Annotated in this window: 10 protein-coding genes; 8 read left to right on the forward strand and 2 right to left on the reverse strand. The window is 62.6% G+C overall.

Annotated features, from left to right (window positions below):
• Positions 1–6 precede the first annotated feature (6 nt).
• The gene (locus Q1A32_RS16280; protein ID WP_299655360.1) at positions 7–1734 is read left to right on the forward strand and encodes an adenylate/guanylate cyclase domain-containing protein; all 1728 of its coding nucleotides are present in this window, start codon (positions 7–9) and stop codon (positions 1732–1734) included.
• A 3-nt stretch (positions 1735–1737) separates the two neighbouring features.
• Here Q1A32_RS16280 and Q1A32_RS16285 read toward each other — a convergent pair whose 3' ends face one another.
• Entirely contained in the window at positions 1738–2118 is a 381-nt protein-coding gene (locus tag Q1A32_RS16285) for a DUF3307 domain-containing protein (protein ID WP_299611164.1), read from the reverse strand.
• Positions 2119–2343: 225 nt separating this feature from the next.
• Here Q1A32_RS16285 and Q1A32_RS16290 point away from each other — a divergent pair, with 225 nt between their 5' ends.
• The 5 genes from Q1A32_RS16290 to Q1A32_RS16310 all read left to right on the forward strand — a co-directional run bounded on the left by Q1A32_RS16290 (position 2344) and on the right by Q1A32_RS16310 (position 12808).
• Entirely contained in the window at positions 2344–5280 is a 2937-nt protein-coding gene (locus Q1A32_RS16290) for an ABC transporter transmembrane domain-containing protein (RefSeq protein ID WP_299655622.1), read from the forward strand.
• Between the two features lie 101 nt (positions 5281–5381).
• Positions 5382–7166, forward strand: a complete 1785-nt coding sequence (locus Q1A32_RS16295) for an autotransporter assembly complex family protein (protein ID WP_299655363.1) — start codon at positions 5382–5384, stop codon at positions 7164–7166.
• Positions 7166–11101, forward strand: a complete 3936-nt coding sequence (locus Q1A32_RS16300; RefSeq protein ID WP_299655366.1) for a translocation/assembly module TamB domain-containing protein — start codon at positions 7166–7168, stop codon at positions 11099–11101. Before Q1A32_RS16295 ends, Q1A32_RS16300 begins: the two co-directional genes overlap by 1 nt.
• 64 nt (positions 11102–11165) lie before the next feature.
• A complete protein-coding gene (locus Q1A32_RS16305) occupies positions 11166–11798 on the forward strand; it encodes a GntR family transcriptional regulator (protein ID WP_366141237.1) in 633 nt (210 codons plus the stop codon).
• Positions 11795–12808, forward strand: a complete 1014-nt coding sequence (locus Q1A32_RS16310; RefSeq protein ID WP_299655372.1) for an AbrB family transcriptional regulator — start codon at positions 11795–11797, stop codon at positions 12806–12808. Before Q1A32_RS16305 ends, Q1A32_RS16310 begins: the two co-directional genes overlap by 4 nt.
• Before the next feature lie 99 nt (positions 12809–12907).
• Here Q1A32_RS16310 and Q1A32_RS16315 read toward each other — a convergent pair whose 3' ends face one another.
• Positions 12908–13510 carry a TetR/AcrR family transcriptional regulator gene (locus Q1A32_RS16315; protein ID WP_299655375.1) on the reverse strand — a complete coding sequence of 201 codons (603 nt, stop codon included), beginning with the start codon at positions 13508–13510 and terminating at the stop codon, positions 12908–12910.
• A 105-nt stretch (positions 13511–13615) separates the two neighbouring features.
• Here Q1A32_RS16315 and Q1A32_RS16320 point away from each other — a divergent pair, with 105 nt between their 5' ends.
• Together Q1A32_RS16320 and Q1A32_RS16325 are read left to right on the forward strand one after the other, a co-directional pair.
• Positions 13616–14782, forward strand: a complete 1167-nt coding sequence (locus tag Q1A32_RS16320; RefSeq protein WP_299655378.1) for an efflux RND transporter periplasmic adaptor subunit — start codon at positions 13616–13618, stop codon at positions 14780–14782.
• Positions 14782–17922 carry an efflux RND transporter permease subunit gene (locus Q1A32_RS16325; RefSeq protein ID WP_299655381.1) on the forward strand — a complete coding sequence of 1047 codons (3141 nt, stop codon included), beginning with the start codon at positions 14782–14784 and terminating at the stop codon, positions 17920–17922. The genes Q1A32_RS16320 and Q1A32_RS16325 overlap by 1 nt, the downstream gene beginning before the upstream one ends.
• Positions 17923–17963 lie beyond the last annotated feature (41 nt).

Genomic DNA, 17963 nt, shown 5'->3' on the forward strand with positions numbered 1-17963 from the left:
CTGACCATGTGGTTTCCGCTCCGCCTGAAGTTCCTTGTGATTGCCACGCTGCTTGCGGTGGTTCCGCTGGCCATTGCCGGTCTGAACCTGACGCAGCTGACGCGGGACGAATTGAAACTGGCAGCGAACGAAGATCTGACGTCGGTTGCGGCACAACTTCAGACGCAGTTTGATACAACCTATCAGGGGCAATGGTTGTCGCCGCTGATGGTGATCCGCAACGGGATAGACAGCCCCGAACTGGACGTGCCGCAAAAGGTATCATTGCTGACACTCGGCTTGCAGGAATTACCTGATGTGATGTCGCTGCAGCTGGCAGTGGCCGGATCGAACCTGCCGATCATGGCAACGGACCAGGCATTTGCGCAAAAGCTGGAGGCCCTTGGGCTGGACCCGGTGCAATCGCTGATGGTGCCGCCTGACCTGATCGCCAGCATCGAGGACACCGGCCAGTTCGGCCGTCCGCACATTTCGCAGATGCAAGAGACGGGGGACTGGATGGCCACGCTGGCGTTACCCCTGAACACGCCGATTGCGGGGCGGCAAGTCACCTTGGCCGCGCGGATCGAGTTGTCAGCGCTGGCGGATCTTGTGGCCCGCCATCCCTTTGCGCAGCGTGGTGAGATTACCGTCATAGATCAGGACGGGCGCACCGTTCTGGTCGACACCCAAACCGACCTTCTCGACCGGGAGATCGTGCAATCTGCCCTGCCCCTGATGGTGGCGGGGGCGCGGGCCAATGCCTTGCAAACCTACACCCGCGCCGATGGAACGCCCGTGCTGGGCGCCTATGCCTTTCCCGACTGGTTCCCGTGGGCAGTCGTGGCAGAACTGACAGAGGACAGCGCCTTTGCCGTAGTGGATGCCATCACGCGGCAGATCCTGATCCTTGGCGCACTTGGCTTTGCAATTGCAGGCATGGGTGCACTGATCTCTGCGCGGCGGCTGACCCAGCCTGTCCGAGCAATAGGAAAAACGGTCGAGAAAGTCGGCGCGGGCGATTTGAGTGCGCGGGTCGACACCGTGCCCACACACGATGAGATCGGGCAATTGGCAGGCCGGGTCAACACGATGATCGCCACCCTGTCCGAGCGTCAGGACCTCAGGACGTTGGTGCGCTACGGCAACCTGACCACCACGCAAAGCCCCAAGGACGGCATGGCGCGCGGCGGTGTGCGCAAGCGCGTGTCGGTGATCTATACACGCATTCGTGGCTACAGCGCGTTTTCGGAACGCGTGGCCCCGGAGGTCGTGATCGAAGCTCTGAACGAATATTTCGATGTGCAGGCAGCCATCGTGGAAGCGCATCAGGGCGACGTGGACAAGTTCATCGGTGACGCAATGGTCGCCGTGTTTGAGGGGGCGGACAAGGAACAGCGGGCGGTGGCGTGCTCGGTCGAGATTGTCGGTGCGGTCCAGACGCTGCTTGAGCGGTTCCCGGAATACAATCTGCATATGAGCGTCGGCGTCGCCTCGGGCCGGGTTGTTATGGGCGCTCTGGGGTCACACACCCGCATGGACCATGCCGTATTGGGATCGACCGTGACCCTTGCCGCCCGACTACGTGACAAGGCGGATCCCGGTCGGGTGCTGATAGACAAGGCAACACGGGAGGCTTGCAACGATCTGGACGGTGTGCGGTTCGACACGCTGGCGGCCGTGAACCTTGATGGCTACGTAGAACCTTTGCCGACCTTCGGCGCCCTCAGCACCCGGGCCGCAGCGGCGGAATGATTATCAGGGCAGAACCACCCAGACCATGACCAGATAGGACCATTGATGCATGGCCTGATCCACCCCGAAAGCGCGCCAGAACCCCGCCTGAGTAGGCCCATGGCCGGTATGGTCCGACCACCTGCCCTTGCCCCAGTCGATGTGGAAATGCACGGCCCATTCGAAAACCGCCACAATCAGCGCGAGCGCCACAGGCACACCCACCAGCACCATCGCCACAAGCGAGCCCACCGCGTGCAGACCGGCATGTTGCAGCCGCCCAAGGTGAAAATACACCGCACGGTTGGCCAGCATGCGCGGGGTCTGAAGATAGAAATCCGCAAATAGATGCTTCATCTGCAGCAAGAACAGCAGAACCAAAGCAAAGGTAACTGGGTCGGTCAAAAGGTGCCTTTCACATAGCCTGTATTGCCACACTAGGGTGACGCAGGCGCTGTCGCAATCCATCCCGTCTGGCACGCGACGGGCCATTGATTTCCCGTCTCTGCCATTGATAGGTTAACATTGGGCGCACTGCCTGCCCTTTTCAGTACGTGGACCGGCATCATAGAACGTTCCCTCTTTGGATTTATCTGGAAGTTTTCAAAACGCGATCAGCTGATCCTGTTGATGGTCACGCTGACGCTGTTCCCGCTGCTTTACCTGACGCTGGAACTGCCCAAGCAGATCATCAACGATGCCATCGGGTCCGGGTCACCCACCATCACCGCTTACGGCTACGAGTTCGATCAGATCACCTATCTGATGATGCTGTGTGGTGGGTTCCTGTTGGCGGTGTTGTGTCATGGCCTGCTTAAAATGCGCATCAACACCATGAAAGGTGTGTTGGCCGAGCGGCTGTTGCGCCGCTTTCGCTACACGCTGATCGCACGCATCCTGCGGTTCCCGCAGCCCTACTTCGAACGCACCAGTCAGGGTGAATTGGTCAGCATGGTCACTGCCGAAAGCGAACCCATGGGCGGCCTTATGGGAGATGCAGTGGCCCAGCCCGTTTTGCAGGCGGGTCAGATGCTGACCATCCTGGGCTTTCTGTTCTTCCAGTCGGTGGCGTTTGGATTTGCCGCCATTGCCCTGATCCCCCTGCAAGCGTGGCTGATCCCCAAGCTGCAACGCCAGATCAACCTGCTGAACAAGAAGCGCGTCGTGCAGGTGCGCGCCTTGGCCGCCGAGATTGGCGAGGGCGCTGCCGGAGCCAGCACCTTGCGCGTCAATGGCGGCTGGCGTTTTCGCATGGCGATGATCGGGAACCGGTTGGGCAACCTTTTTGCCATCCGTTTCCAGATCTACCAGAAGAAATTCTTCATGAAGTTCCTCAACAACTTCATCACGCAACTCACCCCGTTCTTCTTCTTTTCCATCGGTGGCTATCTGGTGATCCAAGGCGATGTGACCATCGGGGCGCTTGTGGCCGCCTTGGCCGCCTACAAGGACTTGTCGAGCCCATGGAAAGAGTTGCTGGCCTATTACAATCAGGTCGCAGACATGTCCCTGCGTTGGGAAACGATCACCGAGCGCTTTGCCCCTGCGGGCATGATCGACGACAAGCTGTTCTATGCCCCCGCCCCCGATACCTGCGATCTGCATGGTGACGTTGTGCTGGATCAAGTCACCGTCCGGGACGGTGATGGCAACGCGGTGCTGGAAGATATCTCGCTGACGGTGCCTGCTGGCACCATTCTGGGCATCACGGCCCCCAATGACGAAGATCGCCGTGCGCTGGCCGAGGTGCTGACGCGCGAGACCTTGCCTGCCAGCGGTGTCGTCAAACTTGCCGATCAGGACATCCGCACCCTGCATCAGGCCGTTATTGCCAAGCGGATCGGCCATGCCAATTCGCGCCCCATCATGTTTCAGGGCAGCTATGGACAGAACGTGATGATGCCGATGCGCCTAGCCCCGCTGGTCCCTGCGGAAGAGACAGAGTTCAGCCGCGAGGCCGTGCGCGCGGGCAACACGGCCGACATGTTGGACGCCCAGTGGATCGACCCGTCCATTGCCGGTGTGACGGGCAAGGATGATCTGCGCGCATGGTGGTACACGCTGATCGAGGGCAGTGGCAGTGGCGAGGCATTGACCCGTCGCACCATGGATCAGACCTTTGATGCGGACGCCCACCCCGGGCTGGCGCAGGCCTTGATCGATCTGCGCCCCAAAGTGGCCGCTGCCGTGGAGGCGGCGGGGTTGGATCGCTATGTGCACCGTTTTGATCCGGGCACCTACAACCCTGCCTTGCCCATTGCCGAGAACCTGCTGTTTGCCACACCCCGAGAGGCCATCACCCCTGATCTGATCGAATCCAAGCTGGAGTTCCTGCGTCTGCTGCATGATCTGGCTTTGGCGTCGAACCTTGAGATGTTGGCGCGCAACATTCTGGAAATGCTCCGCCAGATTTTTGGCCCCAATGGCACGGACCATCCGTTGTTCCGCAAGGTCGGTCTTGAGGCGAACGTATATGAAGCCGCACTTGAGCTGGTGGGCCGCAAGGAGGCCGGATCCGACATCACCGACAAGGAACTGGCCCTGCTGCTCAGCGTGCCAACCAATGTGACCGCCGAACAGGTGGCCGCCGCCTTCCCTGAGGACGTGCGTGACCGGGTCTTGAACATGCGCACCGAACATGGCGCGACGTTGCGCGCGCAGATGGACGATGTGTTTGTCCCCATCCAGGCGGACGCGCATGTGCACGGCCTGTCCGTTCTGGAAAACGCGCTCTATGGCAAGGTATCTGACAGCGCGGGCGCGCGCGCGGACGAGTTGCGCCGGGTCGTCAGCGAAGTGCTGGCTGACGCGGGTGTGAACCAGTTGGTGCTGGAGTTGGTCTTTGATGTGCCCATCGCGCTTGGCGGCGCCAACTTGCCTGCTTTGTTCGCAGAACCCCTGTCGATCAGCCGCGCCACCATCAAGCGCCCGGATATCCTGATCCTGGACGAGCCGATGGCGAGCTACGGCGAAGAAACCCGGGCGGCCCTTTTCGGCAATCTGCGCACATTGTTACCAGATGCCACGCTGATTTTCCTGGGCACGGCGTTTGAGGACGAAGACGTGTTCGACATGCATGTCGAGGTCGTACAGGGCCGCCTGCACGGGGCCGAAGGAGCCCGAAGCGAAGCCGGTTCCGATGCCAGCGCCGACCTTGCCCGCAAAGTGGACGCATTGCGCAGCGCGCCAATGTTTTCGACGCTCAAACGCAAGCAATTGCGTCTGTTGGCCTTCGGCGCGCGGTGGTACAGCGCCCACCCGGGCGAGTATGTTTTTCACAAAAACGATGACCCGACCGACGGCGCCTACATGGTGATCGAGGGCGAGGCGGATCTGCTGTTGCCGCAAGAGGGGGCCGAAGACACTCTGATCGCCACTGTGGGCGCTGGCGCGCTTGTGGGTGAATTGGGGCTGATCCGCAGTGAACCCCGCGCCCTTGATATGCGCGCCAACACCGACCTGACCTGCCTGCGCATCGGAGAGGAAGAATTCATGGCCGTTGTGGAAAATGACGCGGCCACCGCCTTCCGTTTGCTGCAAGTTGTTGCCGGATACGTCAAAACCTGATCACGTTGTCACCGCCGCTTGCTTTAAGCGCTGGAACCTTCGGGGCAGATTTGGCATTCACCTTAGGTAAGACCGCGCATTGCGCGCGTTGGAGTGCTGCGATGTTTCGGAAAGTCTGCCAGGTGTTGGCAGTGTGCGGAGCCACACTTGGCGCATCGGGTTCCTTGTGGGCCCTTGATGTCGTTGTGCAGGCCCCAGAGGATCTGACCGAAGAGGTGCGCAACGCGTCCTTGACCGCCGGATTGGTGGACGACGAAGAAGCGGTTCGGCCCATCGATATTATCAGCGCCGCCCAGGCCGATTATGCCCGTCTGATCGCACTCCTCTACGACAAGGGATATTTCGGTCCGGTCATTTCAATCACCGTCGATGGCCGGGAGGCGGCGAGCCTGTCGCCCGTGGCGGCCCCGCAAGCGATTGGCACAGTTGTTCTGAACGTCGACCCCGGCAAGGTGTTTACTTTCGGAACGGTTGCTGTGCGCCCGACGGCCAAGGGCACTGAGCCGACGGCCGAGGCGCAGCCGGGCCAAACCGCCAGCGTGTCCGCCCTGCGCACTGCAACCGCGGCCGGCATTGAAGGGTGGCGCAAGCAGGGCCACGCCAAGGCAGCCGTATCCAATCAGCAAATCACCGCCAATCACCCTCAGGCACAACTGAACGCTGACGTTCAGATCGATCCCGGGCCGCGCCTGCGCCTGGGTCGTCTGGACCTTGAGGGCGAAAGCGCCGTGCGCGAAAAGCGCATCCGAGAGATTGCGGGCTGGCCCAGCGGCGAAGTGTTCGATCCCGACACGCTGGACAAGGTCGAGACCCGGCTGCGCCGCACAGGCACATTTGCCACCGCGACACTGACGGAAGCCGAGGTGGCAAACCCGGATGATACGCTGGATGTGACGGCTTTGGTCACCGACCAACTGCCCCGCCGCTACAGCTTTGGCGCAGAATATGGCACGACAGATGGGTTCAGCGTCAGCGCACTTTGGCTGCACCGCAATATCTTCGGCGGCGCCGAGCGGTTGCAGCTTGAAGGCGAGATCAAGGGCGTCGGGAGCGATGGCGGCGGTGTGGATTTTAGACTGGGTGCACAATTGTCCCGCCCGGCCACATGGCGCACCGACCTGGAGGCCAGCCTGTTGGCCGAAATCGAGCAACGGGACGATCCAAACCTGTTTGCACGCACCGCGCGGCTGGAATTCAACACCGTCTATTTCGCCAGCGAAGACCGTGAATACAGCTATGGTGTCGGGCTGCAGCGCGCCAAGACGCGGGATGACTTGGGCGAGCGGGACTACACCATTCTGACGTTTCCCTTTACCGCCAAGTTCGACCGCCGCGATGACAAGCTCGACGCCACGAGCGGCTATTACGCCGAAGCGTCCCTGCGCCCTTTCCTGAATATCCAAGGGACCAGCGAGGGCATCGTGACCGAGTTGGATCTGCGCACTTATCGCAAACTGGGTAATCGCGTTGTATTTGCGGCGCGCGGCTTGCTGGGCTCGGTCGCGGGTCCTTCGATTGAAGAAGCGCCCGCCGACTTCCTGTTCTTTTCAGGCGGCAGCGGGACGGTGCGCGGGCAGGATTTCCAGTCCCTCGGCGTTGAGCTGAGCCCCGGCGTGACCATCGGCGGTCGGTCCTTTCTGGGCCTGTCGGGCGAGATGCGGGTCAAGACTGGTGAACGCCTTTCTGTCGTCGGGTTTTATGACGCGGGATATGTCGCGGCGGACAGCTTTTTCAGCGATTCCGGGGAATGGCACACTGGTTATGGTGCGGGTATCCGCTACAGCACCGGCATCGGCCCTATTCGCTTTGATGTCGGGTTGCCGGGGTCGGGACCGGACGACAGCACGGGGCTTGAGGTCTATATCGGGATTGGACAGGCGTTTTGATGCGGTTTTTTCTGGCATGCGCTCTGATCCTGATATGGCCATTCGTGGCCGTCGCGCAGGATGACGACGAAGACCGCGGCTTTCTTGTGGGTCTGCTGGAAAGCAGTCTGGGCGGTGAAGGCCGCACCGTTCGTATCGACGGGTTTGCGGGTGCGCTGAGCAGCCGCGCCACCATTGACCGCATCACCATCGCCGACAGTGAGGGCGTATGGCTGACCCTCGACGAAGTGGCGATGCAGTGGAACCGCAGTGCGCTGTTCCGTGCCGCGATCGATATCGAGGAACTGCGGGCTGCCCGCATTGATCTGTCCCGGCTGCCCGTGGCTGCCCCCAACGAAATGCCTGCCCCCGAGGCCGCCCCCTTCTCCCTGCCGGAGTTGCCAGCGTCCATCAGCATCGGACAGCTTGAGCTGGATGAGGTGCTGTTGGGTGAGACGGTGCTGGGAGAGGCCGCCAATTTCACGGTTTCGGGATCTGCTGAACTGGCCGGAGGTGCCGGGAACGCACGTATCAACGCCACCCGCACCGACGGCGTACGCGGCGTGTTTGATGTGACCGCCGCCTATGCCAACGACAGCCGCGCCCTGACCCTTGATCTGGGCCTGACCGAGGGGGAGGCCGGGTTGATTTCGGGCCTTTTGAACATTCCCGACCGCCCCAGTGTGGACCTGACGGTGCTGGGCGATGGCGCGCTGGATGATTTCAATGCGACGCTGGATTTGCGCACTGATGATACGCCACGGCTTGCAGGAACGCTGGCCTTGCAAAGTGAGGTCGATGGGCCAATGGCCTTTGATGTCGCGATGGATGGTGATGTGTCCGCGTTGTTCCTACCGGAATATCGCGACTTCTTTGGCCGGCAGGTAGGGTTAACCGCCCAAGGTCGTAGCGACGCAGACGGCGCGTTGTCACTCGACCAGTTTGCACTTGAGACACGGGCGCTGCGGCTGGCGGGTCAGGCCAACCTGAACAGCGACGCGTGGCCCACCTTGCTCGATATCGAAGGTGAGTTGGTTGACCCCGGTGGCGCGCCTGTTCGCCTGCCTGGTGCGGCAGAAACAACTCTCGCGCGGGCGCTGCTTGATATCGAGTTTGATGCGGACCAAAGCGACGCGCTGTCGGCGCGGATCACCGCAACCGACCTTGAGCAAGCTGGCACGTCAGTGGACGAAGTGGCACTGACGTTTGACGGCAGCCTGAGCGGAGCGGTTGGGGCCATCGGCGCATTTTCGGGTCGGTTGGATGTGACGGCGTCGGGGCTTGAATTGGCGGATCCGGCTGTGGCCCGTGCCGTGGGTTCGGCGGTGACCGGCGGCCTAGATATCGCGTATGCGGACGAGGCACCGCTGGAGTTGTCGCAGATGTCGATTGCAGGCGGCGACTGGACGTTGAGCGGGCAAGCCATCATCGACGGGTTCGCCGATGGGTTCGAGACGCGTTTTGACACCGGGTTGGTCGCAGGCGACCTGTCCGCCTTTGCTGATCTTGCCGGGTTGGCCTTGGATGGTGCTGGCGATCTGTCTGTGTCCGGCTCTGCGGCCTTGGGCGGTTTCTTTGACATCGAAGTGCAAGGACAGACACGCGACCTCGCCGTAGGGATACCGCAGGCCGACACGTTGCTGGCCGGAGAGACGGACCTGCTGTTGGCCGCGCGTCGCGACACCACAGGCACCTTCGTGGATCGCTTGACGCTTGAGAATGCGGCGCTTGACCTGACTGCCTCGGCCGATTTGCGCACAGGCGCGTCCGAGGCGCGTTTCAACGCGTCGCTTGCGGATGTGGGCCAGATCACTGACGCTGTGGACGGGCCATTGACCCTGGACGGCACGGCGACACAAACGGACGAGGTCTGGGATATCAGCGCAGGTCTGAGCGGCCCCCTGCAGAGCACGGCAACCGGAACGGCGCGTGTGGACCCGGACCGAACACGCATCACGCTTGACGCCTCGGCGGACGACATCGCAGCACTTGTGCCCCAGATCGCAGGCGGCATCCAATTGACCGCCGAAGCCGAGCAAGCGGACGGTGTGTGGGAATTTGAAACAGATGTGGACGGACCCGCAGGCGCGCAGGCCGCAATCAGCGGGCTTTATGACGGCACCCGCCTGACCGCGCGATACGACATCGAAGCACCCGAACTGGCAGCCTTTGCGCCCGGTGTACCGGGCGGTGCTGCGCTGAATGGCGATGTGCGCCAGACAGACGATGGGTGGGCCTTCGACACGCAGATCAGCGGACCATATGCCAGCGAAGGCACGGTATCGGGTCGTTACGAAGAGGCGCGCCTCGCCGCCAATTTCGATATCGGGCTTCCCAATGTGGGCGCGATTGCTCCGGGCATCACCGGGCCGCTGGCATTGGACGGGACGTTGACACAGACCTCCTCCGGATGGGAGGTGATCGCGGATGTGGCTGGCCCCTACAGCAGCACAGGCGAGGTCAGCGCCACATTGGACAACGGCGTGGCGGCAGCGCGTTATGCATTGCGCCTGCCGAACGTCGCACCTTTGGTTCCGGGCCTAAGCGGCGGGGCGTCGGTCGATGGCACCTTGCAACAGGTCGGATCGGCCTATGACATTGATGCGCAGATCGCAGGCCCGTCCGGTACCACGGCCACAGCCGCCGGTCGGATTCAGCCCGACGGTACGCTCAACATCACGTCACAAGGGCAGCTTCAACTGGGCCTGGCCAATCCCTTCATCGCGCCGCGCACCATTATCGGCACGGCGGCCTTTGATTTGGCCATAAACGGTCGGCCTGCCCTGTCCTCCGTCTCGGGCCAGATCACGACGCAAGGGGCGCGGGTGGCGACACCAAACCTGCCCCTGTCGATCTCGAACTTGACCGGCGACGTGCGCCTGTCGGGCGGCCAAGCGGCACTGAACTTTACAGCCCAAAGCTCTGACGGCGGCAATATCGGCATCTCTGGCCCCATCACGTTGAACGGCGGCTATCCGGCGCAACTGGCCGTCGCCCTGAACAGCGTCGTGCTCCGTGATCCCAGCCTGTATTCAACGACGCTGGAAGGTCAGGTCAATCTACAGGGGCCACTGACAGGCGGTGCCGCGATATCGGGCCAGATCAATCTGGGTGAGACGAATGTGCAGGTGCCGTCGACCGGCATCTCGACCTTTGGCTCGGTCCCCGACATCACGCATATCGGGGCCACCCGCCCCGTCATGCGCACGCGCGACCGGGCGGGTCTGAGCGAAACAGAGGGTGATACAGACTCTGGCGCCGCTTTTCCCCTGGATCTGACGATCAATGCGCCCAACCGCATCTTCATTCGAGGCCGCGGACTGGATGCTGAACTGGGTGGTCAGCTGCGCCTGTCAGGCACGACCGCCGACATTATCTCGACCGGGCAATTCGACCTGATCCGCGGCCGCCTCAATATCCTGGCCCAACGCTTCGTGTTGGACGAAGGGCGCGTGACCTTACAAGGCCGGTTCGAGCCGATCCTGCTGTTCGTCGTCGAGACAGACATTCCTGCAGGCACGGCCCGCATCATTGTCGAAGGTCCAGCGGACGATCCCGAGGTCAGCTTTGAATCCACGCCCGACGGGCCAGAGGATCAGGTCCTCGCCCAGATCATCTTCGGGCGCGATATCAGCCAGTTGTCCGCATTTCAGGCCTTGCAACTTGCCAGTGCCGTGGCAAGCCTTGCCGGGGCGGGTGGTGAAGGGATCGTATCGCAGTTGCGCGGGTCCTTTGGCCTTGATGACCTCGACGTATCATCGGACGAAGACGGCAACACTGCTGTGCGTGCAGGCCGGTATCTGTCCGAAAATGTCTACACGGACGTGACGGTGGGTGGGAAAGACGGCCCCGAAGTGTCCCTGAACATCGACCTGACGCCGAACATCACCGCGCGCGGGACGGTTGGCGCGGATGCCAATACAGGTGTCGGGATTTTCATCGAAAAGGACTACTAGGTCACGGGCTATTCAAGCGGCAACCGATACTGTATCCACGTGGATACAATGCGAGGTGCCAATGATGGACCGAGACATGTCGCAGGGCGAAGCCGCCTATGCCCGGTTGCTTACAGCCATTCGCAAGGGGGATTTTGCGCCCGGTGACCGGTTGCGTGAAACGGATGTGGCGGACCGACTGAACCTGTCCCGCACGCCCGTGCGAGAAGCATTGCGGCGCCTGGAGGCAGACGGAATTGTCGAACACCGCCCCCGCTTGGGCGCGGTTATCCGGCAATTGAGCCATGCCGAACTGGTCGAGCTTTACGAGATGCGGATCGTGTTGGAACGCACGGCGGCAGAAATGGCGGCCAAGCATGCCGGAGCGGCGGAAGTCGATGCACTGCGCGATTTGAACAACACCATTGCGCACAGTTGTCCGGCAGAAGCGGCGGCGCTGAACCAAGACTTTCACCGGGGCATCTATCTGGCTACACGCAACCGATTCCTGCTGGACGCGGCGCGGTCATTGAATAATGCGCTGATGCTGATGGGGCCGACGACCCTTGCGGACAAGGCGCGGATCGAGGTTGTCACCGCGCAGCACAACGACATTCTGACCGCCATTGCCGCTGGCGATGTTGCGGCTGCAGGAGATGCGGCAGAGGCGCATTTGCAGACCTCGCTGCGCTATCGTTTGAAGGTTGTCGCCTTTTGATCCGGGTGGCTCTGACCTTTGTCATCGCCAGCGTCGGCGTGGCCGTGTTTCACAGGCTTGATTTGCCACTGCCGTGGCTCTTGGGGCCGATCTTTGCTTGTTTGATCAGTGCGTTGCTTGGTGTGCGCATGGGGGGCCTGCCTTTGGTCAACGAAGCGATGCGCACCGTCTTGGGCGTGGCTGTGGGCGCGACCTTTACCCCTATGGTGCTGGCGTCGATGTTGGGCATGTGGCCCACCCTGCTATTGATCCCGGTGATGACGATCGTCATTGGCCTGATCGGAGTGCCCTATTTCCGCAGGCTCTGGGGCTTTGATTTCGCCACCAGCTACTATTGCGCCATGCCCGGCGGTTTGCAGGACATGCTGGTGTTCGGAGAGGAGGCGGGGGGCAATCCGCGCAGCCTGTCGCTGATCCACGCCACGCGGGTGATGGTGATTGTGGTGGCGCTGCCCTTCATCCTGCAAGGCGTGTGGGACGCGGATTTGAGTAATCCACCGGGTGCGCCTGCGGTAACATTGGGGCTGGATCAGCTGGGGTTGATGGTGGTCGCCGCACTGGTCGGCTGGCGCGGGGCCAAGGCTATTGGCATGTTCGGTGCGTCGATCCTTGGGCCGCTTATTGTGGCCGCGGCTTTGGCGCTCTCGGGCCTGTTGCAGCACCGTCCACCGGTGGAGGCGATCTGGGCCGCGCAGTTCTTTATCGGGATGGGTGTGGGTGTCAAATACACCGGCATCACCATGGGGGAGATCCGCCGTGATCTGGCGGCGAGCCTCGGGTTCTGCGGTATCCTGATCGTGCTGACGGTGGTCTTTGTCGAAGGGGTTTATGGCGCCGGGCTTGCGCCCGGGATGGAGGCGCTGTTGGCCTTTGCCCCCGGTGGGCAAGCCGAATTGACGGTTCTGGCCCTGATCGTGGGCGCAGACGTGGCGTTTGTCATCGCGCACCACGTCTTGCGCATCTTTGTCGTGATCCTGGGCGCGCCGCTTTTTGCACGCATGTTCCGCTAGAGCAGAAATCGGAAAATCTGAATCACCTAACGCTGCCTGAAATCAAAGATTTCAACGCGTTAGATGATCAGGCTTGTTGCAGGTGAATGCGATTTCGCTCTAGTCGCGCATGATCCGCTGCGCGATGTCGGCCATCAGGGCAGTTTCCTGTTCCGCGCTCAGCTCCAATTCGTGCTTGCCGTCGATTTCCAGAAAGGCGTGGCCGTGCACGAACATGTGCAGCATGAAGCCACGGCGCTCTATCTCGGCATCAGGCGTGCCTTCGGGCATCACCTGCCGCACCTCGCGCTTGACCACGTCAAAGCACGCCTCGCCGTGTTCCTGCAATTCGGGGTCGTCGTCGTGGCCCTTCGTCAGGCCGAACATCAGACGAAAGACACCCGGTTCGGTGCGCGCGAAATTGGCGTAACAGACACCGAGCGCGGTGATCGGTGCCAGATCATTGCCCGAGGCTCCGGTCGCGGCGTCATCCATCTGGTCACGCATCCGGTCGATTCCCGCCAGAGCGACCTCGCGCACGATCTCTGCCCGGTCGTTGAAGTGCTTGTAGGGTGCGGCTGAACTGACACCCGCACGCCGCGCCGCTTCAGAGATGGAAAACCCGTCAGCGCCCTTTTCTTCGACCAAAATGCGCACAGTTTCAATAAGATGCGCACGCAGGTCACCATGGTGGTACTGCGCCCTAAGGGGTTTATCGGACACCTTCTCCAACTTTTTTTGCCTCGTTCTCTTGCCAAAGTAAGTGGCTATTACATATGTCTGTCCATACAAGTAAGCACCTCTTACTTCCTGTCAAGGAGTGGCACCATGACGAACAGTACCGCCAAGGATACACCGAAACTGCCCCTTTGGAAGCGCACGCTGCGCAGGGGTGTTACGCTGACAGGCACCGCATCCGTCATTGCAATTGCCGCCGGTGCCGTGTGGTTGGGCAGCGCCACGCTGGCCACTCGTGCTGCCGCCGTGGATGCGCCACCGCCTGCGCCCATCAGCACCGTGGCTGCCATGCGTGTCGCCCCGGCGGACACGATGAACGTCACCCGCAGCTTCCACGGTCAGGTCGAAGCGGCCCAAACCGTGAATATGAGTTTCGAGCAGGGCGGTCGCCTGAACGTCCTGAACGTGGACGAAGGTGACCGCGTCGAGGCCGGGCAGGTTCTCGCTAAGCTGGACACGCGTATCCTGATGGCCGAACGCAGCCGCTTGGTCGCGTCCCGCACTGCGTTGGAGGCGCAGGCGGAACTGTCGCGTCGAACCACGGACCGGCAAAAAGAGCTGCGCAATCGCGGCTTCGCATCGGATCAGGCGGTGGACAACACGGCGCTGAACCTTGCCGCGTTGCAGGCGCAGATTGCCGAAGTGGATGCTGCGATCATGCAGGTCGATGTGCGGCTGAGCCAGACGGAATTGCTGGCCCCGTTTGATGGCATCGTCGGTGCCCGGCACGTGGACCTTGGGGCTATCATGGCCGTTGGCACGCCCGTTCTGGACATCCGCGAGGACAGCGCCCCGATCTTCCGTGTGGGCATTGATCCGAAGTTGGCGGGCACTGTCCAGCAGACAGGGGCGAAGGTTTCGTTGGACGGCGTCGCCTATGACGCACGCTTCGTGGGCTTCCGCCCCGATCTGGATGCGCAGACCCGGACGCGCACCGCCCTCTTTGAAATTGAAACGAATGATCCCGTCTACCTCGCCTCCGGCACGCTGACGTTGGAGAGCAAATTGGACCAACGGGGCTACGCTGTGCCCCTGCGCGCTTTGCGCGACGGGGTGCGCGGGCTGTGGACCGTGATGGTGCTGACGCCCGGCGAGGATGAGCTTTACACCGCCGCCTCTGCCGCCGTCGAAGTGTTGCAGATCGAGGGCGACACCGCCTTCGTCCGCGGCACCTTGCAGGGCGATGCGATGATCGTACCGGATGGCACGCACCGCCTGGTGCCCGGCGATCAGGTCCGCATCCAAGAGGCGAACTGATGGAAACCCTCACCTTCCGCCAACCCCGCCTTGTCGCCCTTGCCCTGCTGGTGATCATAGCGGCGGGCCTGTCGTCTTTGCTGGCCATCGGGCGGCAGGAAGACCCAACCATCACCAACCTCTTCGGCACCGTCACCACCGTCGTGCCGGGTGCCGACCCCGCCCGCGTTGAAGCATTGGTGACCCAACCGATCGAAGACATTCTGCGCGAAGTCTCCGAAGTCGATGTGATCGAAAGCACCTCCTCCACCGGCATCTCCATCGTCACGGTCGAACTGGGTGTAACCGTCCCGAATGATCGGATCGAAACCGTCTGGGCCGAGATCCGCGATGATCTGGCGGAACTCTCCCCCACCCTGCCCGCCGACGCGTTCGAGCCTGAATTCGACACCGACCGCAGCAGCGCCTACGCGGCGATCGCGGCCCTGTCGGCAGAGCCCGGCATTCCCACAACGATCCTGGGCCGCTACGCCCGCGACCTGGCCCAGGATCTGCGCAACATCCCCGGCACCGAACTTGTCGAGTTGTTCGGCGCACCCGAGGATGAGGTGTTGGTCACGCTCGACCCTGTGGCCACCGCCGCCCTCGGCTTGACGGCAAGCGACATCTCCCGCGCGATTGCCCAGGCCGATGCCAAAGGCCCTGCCGGACGCGTGCGCCCGGCGGGGTCCGACCTGTTGATTTCCGTGGCCGGAGAGGTCGAGGCGCTCGACCGTCTGGGCGAAATTGTCGTGCGCCGCTCGGACAGTGGGGCCGTCACCTATCTGTCTCAGGTGGCCGAGATCACGCGTGGGCCACGCACACCCGAAGCTGAATTGGCGATCTACAACGGCAAGCCTGCGATCCTTGTGGGGGCCAAGCTGGAAAGCGGCTTGCAGGTGGACAAATGGGCTGCCTTTGTCCGGGCAGAGATCGACGCGTATCAGTCCACCCTGCCCGTTGGCGTGGCGCTGGAGCTGAGCTTTGATCAGTCTGGCTACACCGCAGATCGCTTGAAAGAGGTTGGTCTGAATATGGCCATCGGCGTCAGCCTCGTCGTTGGCGTCCTGCTCCTCACCCTCGGCCTGCGCTCTGCCATGATCGTCGCGCTGATCCTGCCCGTCGTCACGCTTGCCACCCTCTTCACCATGAATTTCATCGGCCTCGCCATCCACCAGATGAGCGTGACGGGCCTGATCGTGGCCCTCGGCCTGCTGGTCGATGCGGGTATCGTGATGACCGATGAAGTGGGCCAGCGGCTTGAGAAGGGTATGAGCCGTGTGAAGGCCGCAGGCCAGTCGGTCAAACGCCTCTTTGCTCCGCTCCTCGCCTCCACCGTCACCACGGCCCTCTCCTTCACCCCGCTGATCCTGTTGCCCGGCCCGGCCGGCGACTTCGTCGGCTCCATCGCCATCGCCGTGGTGATCATGCTGGGCTGGTCCTTCGTCGTCGCCATCACCCTCACCCCCGCCATCGCGGGCCACTTGCTGCCCGCCAACGGCACACGCGGCGGGATCAAGGGCGGCGCTTTGGGTCGCGCATTTGCCGCCTCGCTCAGCTGGTCGGTGAACAACCCCGTCCGCTCCATCGCGCTTGCGCTGGTCCTGCCCGTCACGGGTTTCCTGTCCATGCCAACACTCACGGCACAATTCTTCCCCGGCGTGGACCGCGACCAGTTCTATATCGAAGTTGATCTGGCCCCCGGTGCAGGCATTGCGGACACGCAGGACGTCGTTGCCCGGCTCGACGCCCGCCTGACGGCAGACGACCGGATCGAACAGGTCATGTGGGTGGTGGGCCGCTCCGCCCCGCCGTTCTACTACAACATCGTCGGCGCGCGCGAAAACGCACCGGGTCACGCTCATGCGCTCCTGACCACGCAATCGGCAGAGGCGACCGAAGCGGTCCTGCGCGATCTACAAGGCGACCTGTCCCTGACCGCCCCCGACGCCACGATCCTTGTCCGCGGTCTGGTCCAAGGCCCGCCCGTCAACGCCCCCGTCGAAATCCGCCTCGTCGGCACCGACCTCGAAGACCTGCGCGAGACAGGCGACGAAGTGCGGCGCATCATGTCCGGCGTGGACAGCGTGCTCGTGACCCGCGGCACCATCGGCGGCGGCGCGCCCAAGGCCGTCGTCACGGTGAATGAGGCGCAAGCGCAACTCCTCGGCCTCGACCTGCGCCAGATCGCGGGTCAGATGCAGGCGGGACTTGAGGGCGTCACCGGCGGTTCTATGGTCGAAGGGGACGAGGAACTGCCCATTCGCGTCCGTCTGGGCGACGCCACGCGCGGCTCCCTCCAGGCCATCCGCGATCTACCGATCCTGCGGCCTGATGCGGCGGAACTCTCGGCACAAGGCCGCTGGCCCGCCCTTCCCTTGTCGGCGGTCTCCACCATCGAACTGGAACCGGCCGCCAGCAACATCACCCGCCGCAACGGCGAACGGGTGAACACGGTCCAAGCGTTCATCCTGCGCGACGTCCTGCCCGAAAAGGCACTGATAGACGTCCAAGCCGCCCTCGACGCGAACGGCTTCGCGGTCCCCGACACCATGCGCCTCGAGCTTGGCGGCGACAGCGACGCCCGCGCCGACACGCTCAGCGACCTTCTGGCCTCGCTCGGCCTGATCGTCACCCTGTCCATTGCCGCCATCGCGCTCACCTTCAACAGCTTCCGGCTCACTGCCGTGGTGCTGGTCGTCTCAGGCCTCAGCGCCGGTCTCAGCCTGCTCGCCCTCGCCATCTTCCAATACCCGTTTGGGATCAACGCCATCATCGGCGTCATCGGCTCCATCGGCGTGTCGATCAACGCGGCGATCATTATCCTGACGGGCCTGCAAGAGGATGACGCCGCCGCCAGCGGTGACAAGGACGCGATGGTCGATGTGGTCATGGGCTCCAGCCGCCATATCGTCTCAACGACGATCACCACCTTCGGCGGCTTCCTCCCCCTGATCCTTGCAGGCGGCGGCTTCTGGCCCCCGTTCGCCATGTCGGTGGCGGGAGGCGTGCTGCTCTCCACAGTGGTCAGCTTCTACTTCACGCCACCCGTCTTTGCCCTGATCCACCGCGTGCGCCGTGCGCCCGCAATGCCAGCACAAGAGGACGCAACCGACGCCCCCTTCGTCCTGCATCCGCCGTTCAGTCAGGCTGCGGAATAGGCAGCGAAACAGAAAAACCCGGACCGTCCCGCATCTGCGGG

The organism is uncultured Tateyamaria sp., from assembly GCF_947503415.1.
Taxonomy (GTDB): Bacteria; Pseudomonadota; Alphaproteobacteria; order Rhodobacterales; family Rhodobacteraceae; genus Tateyamaria.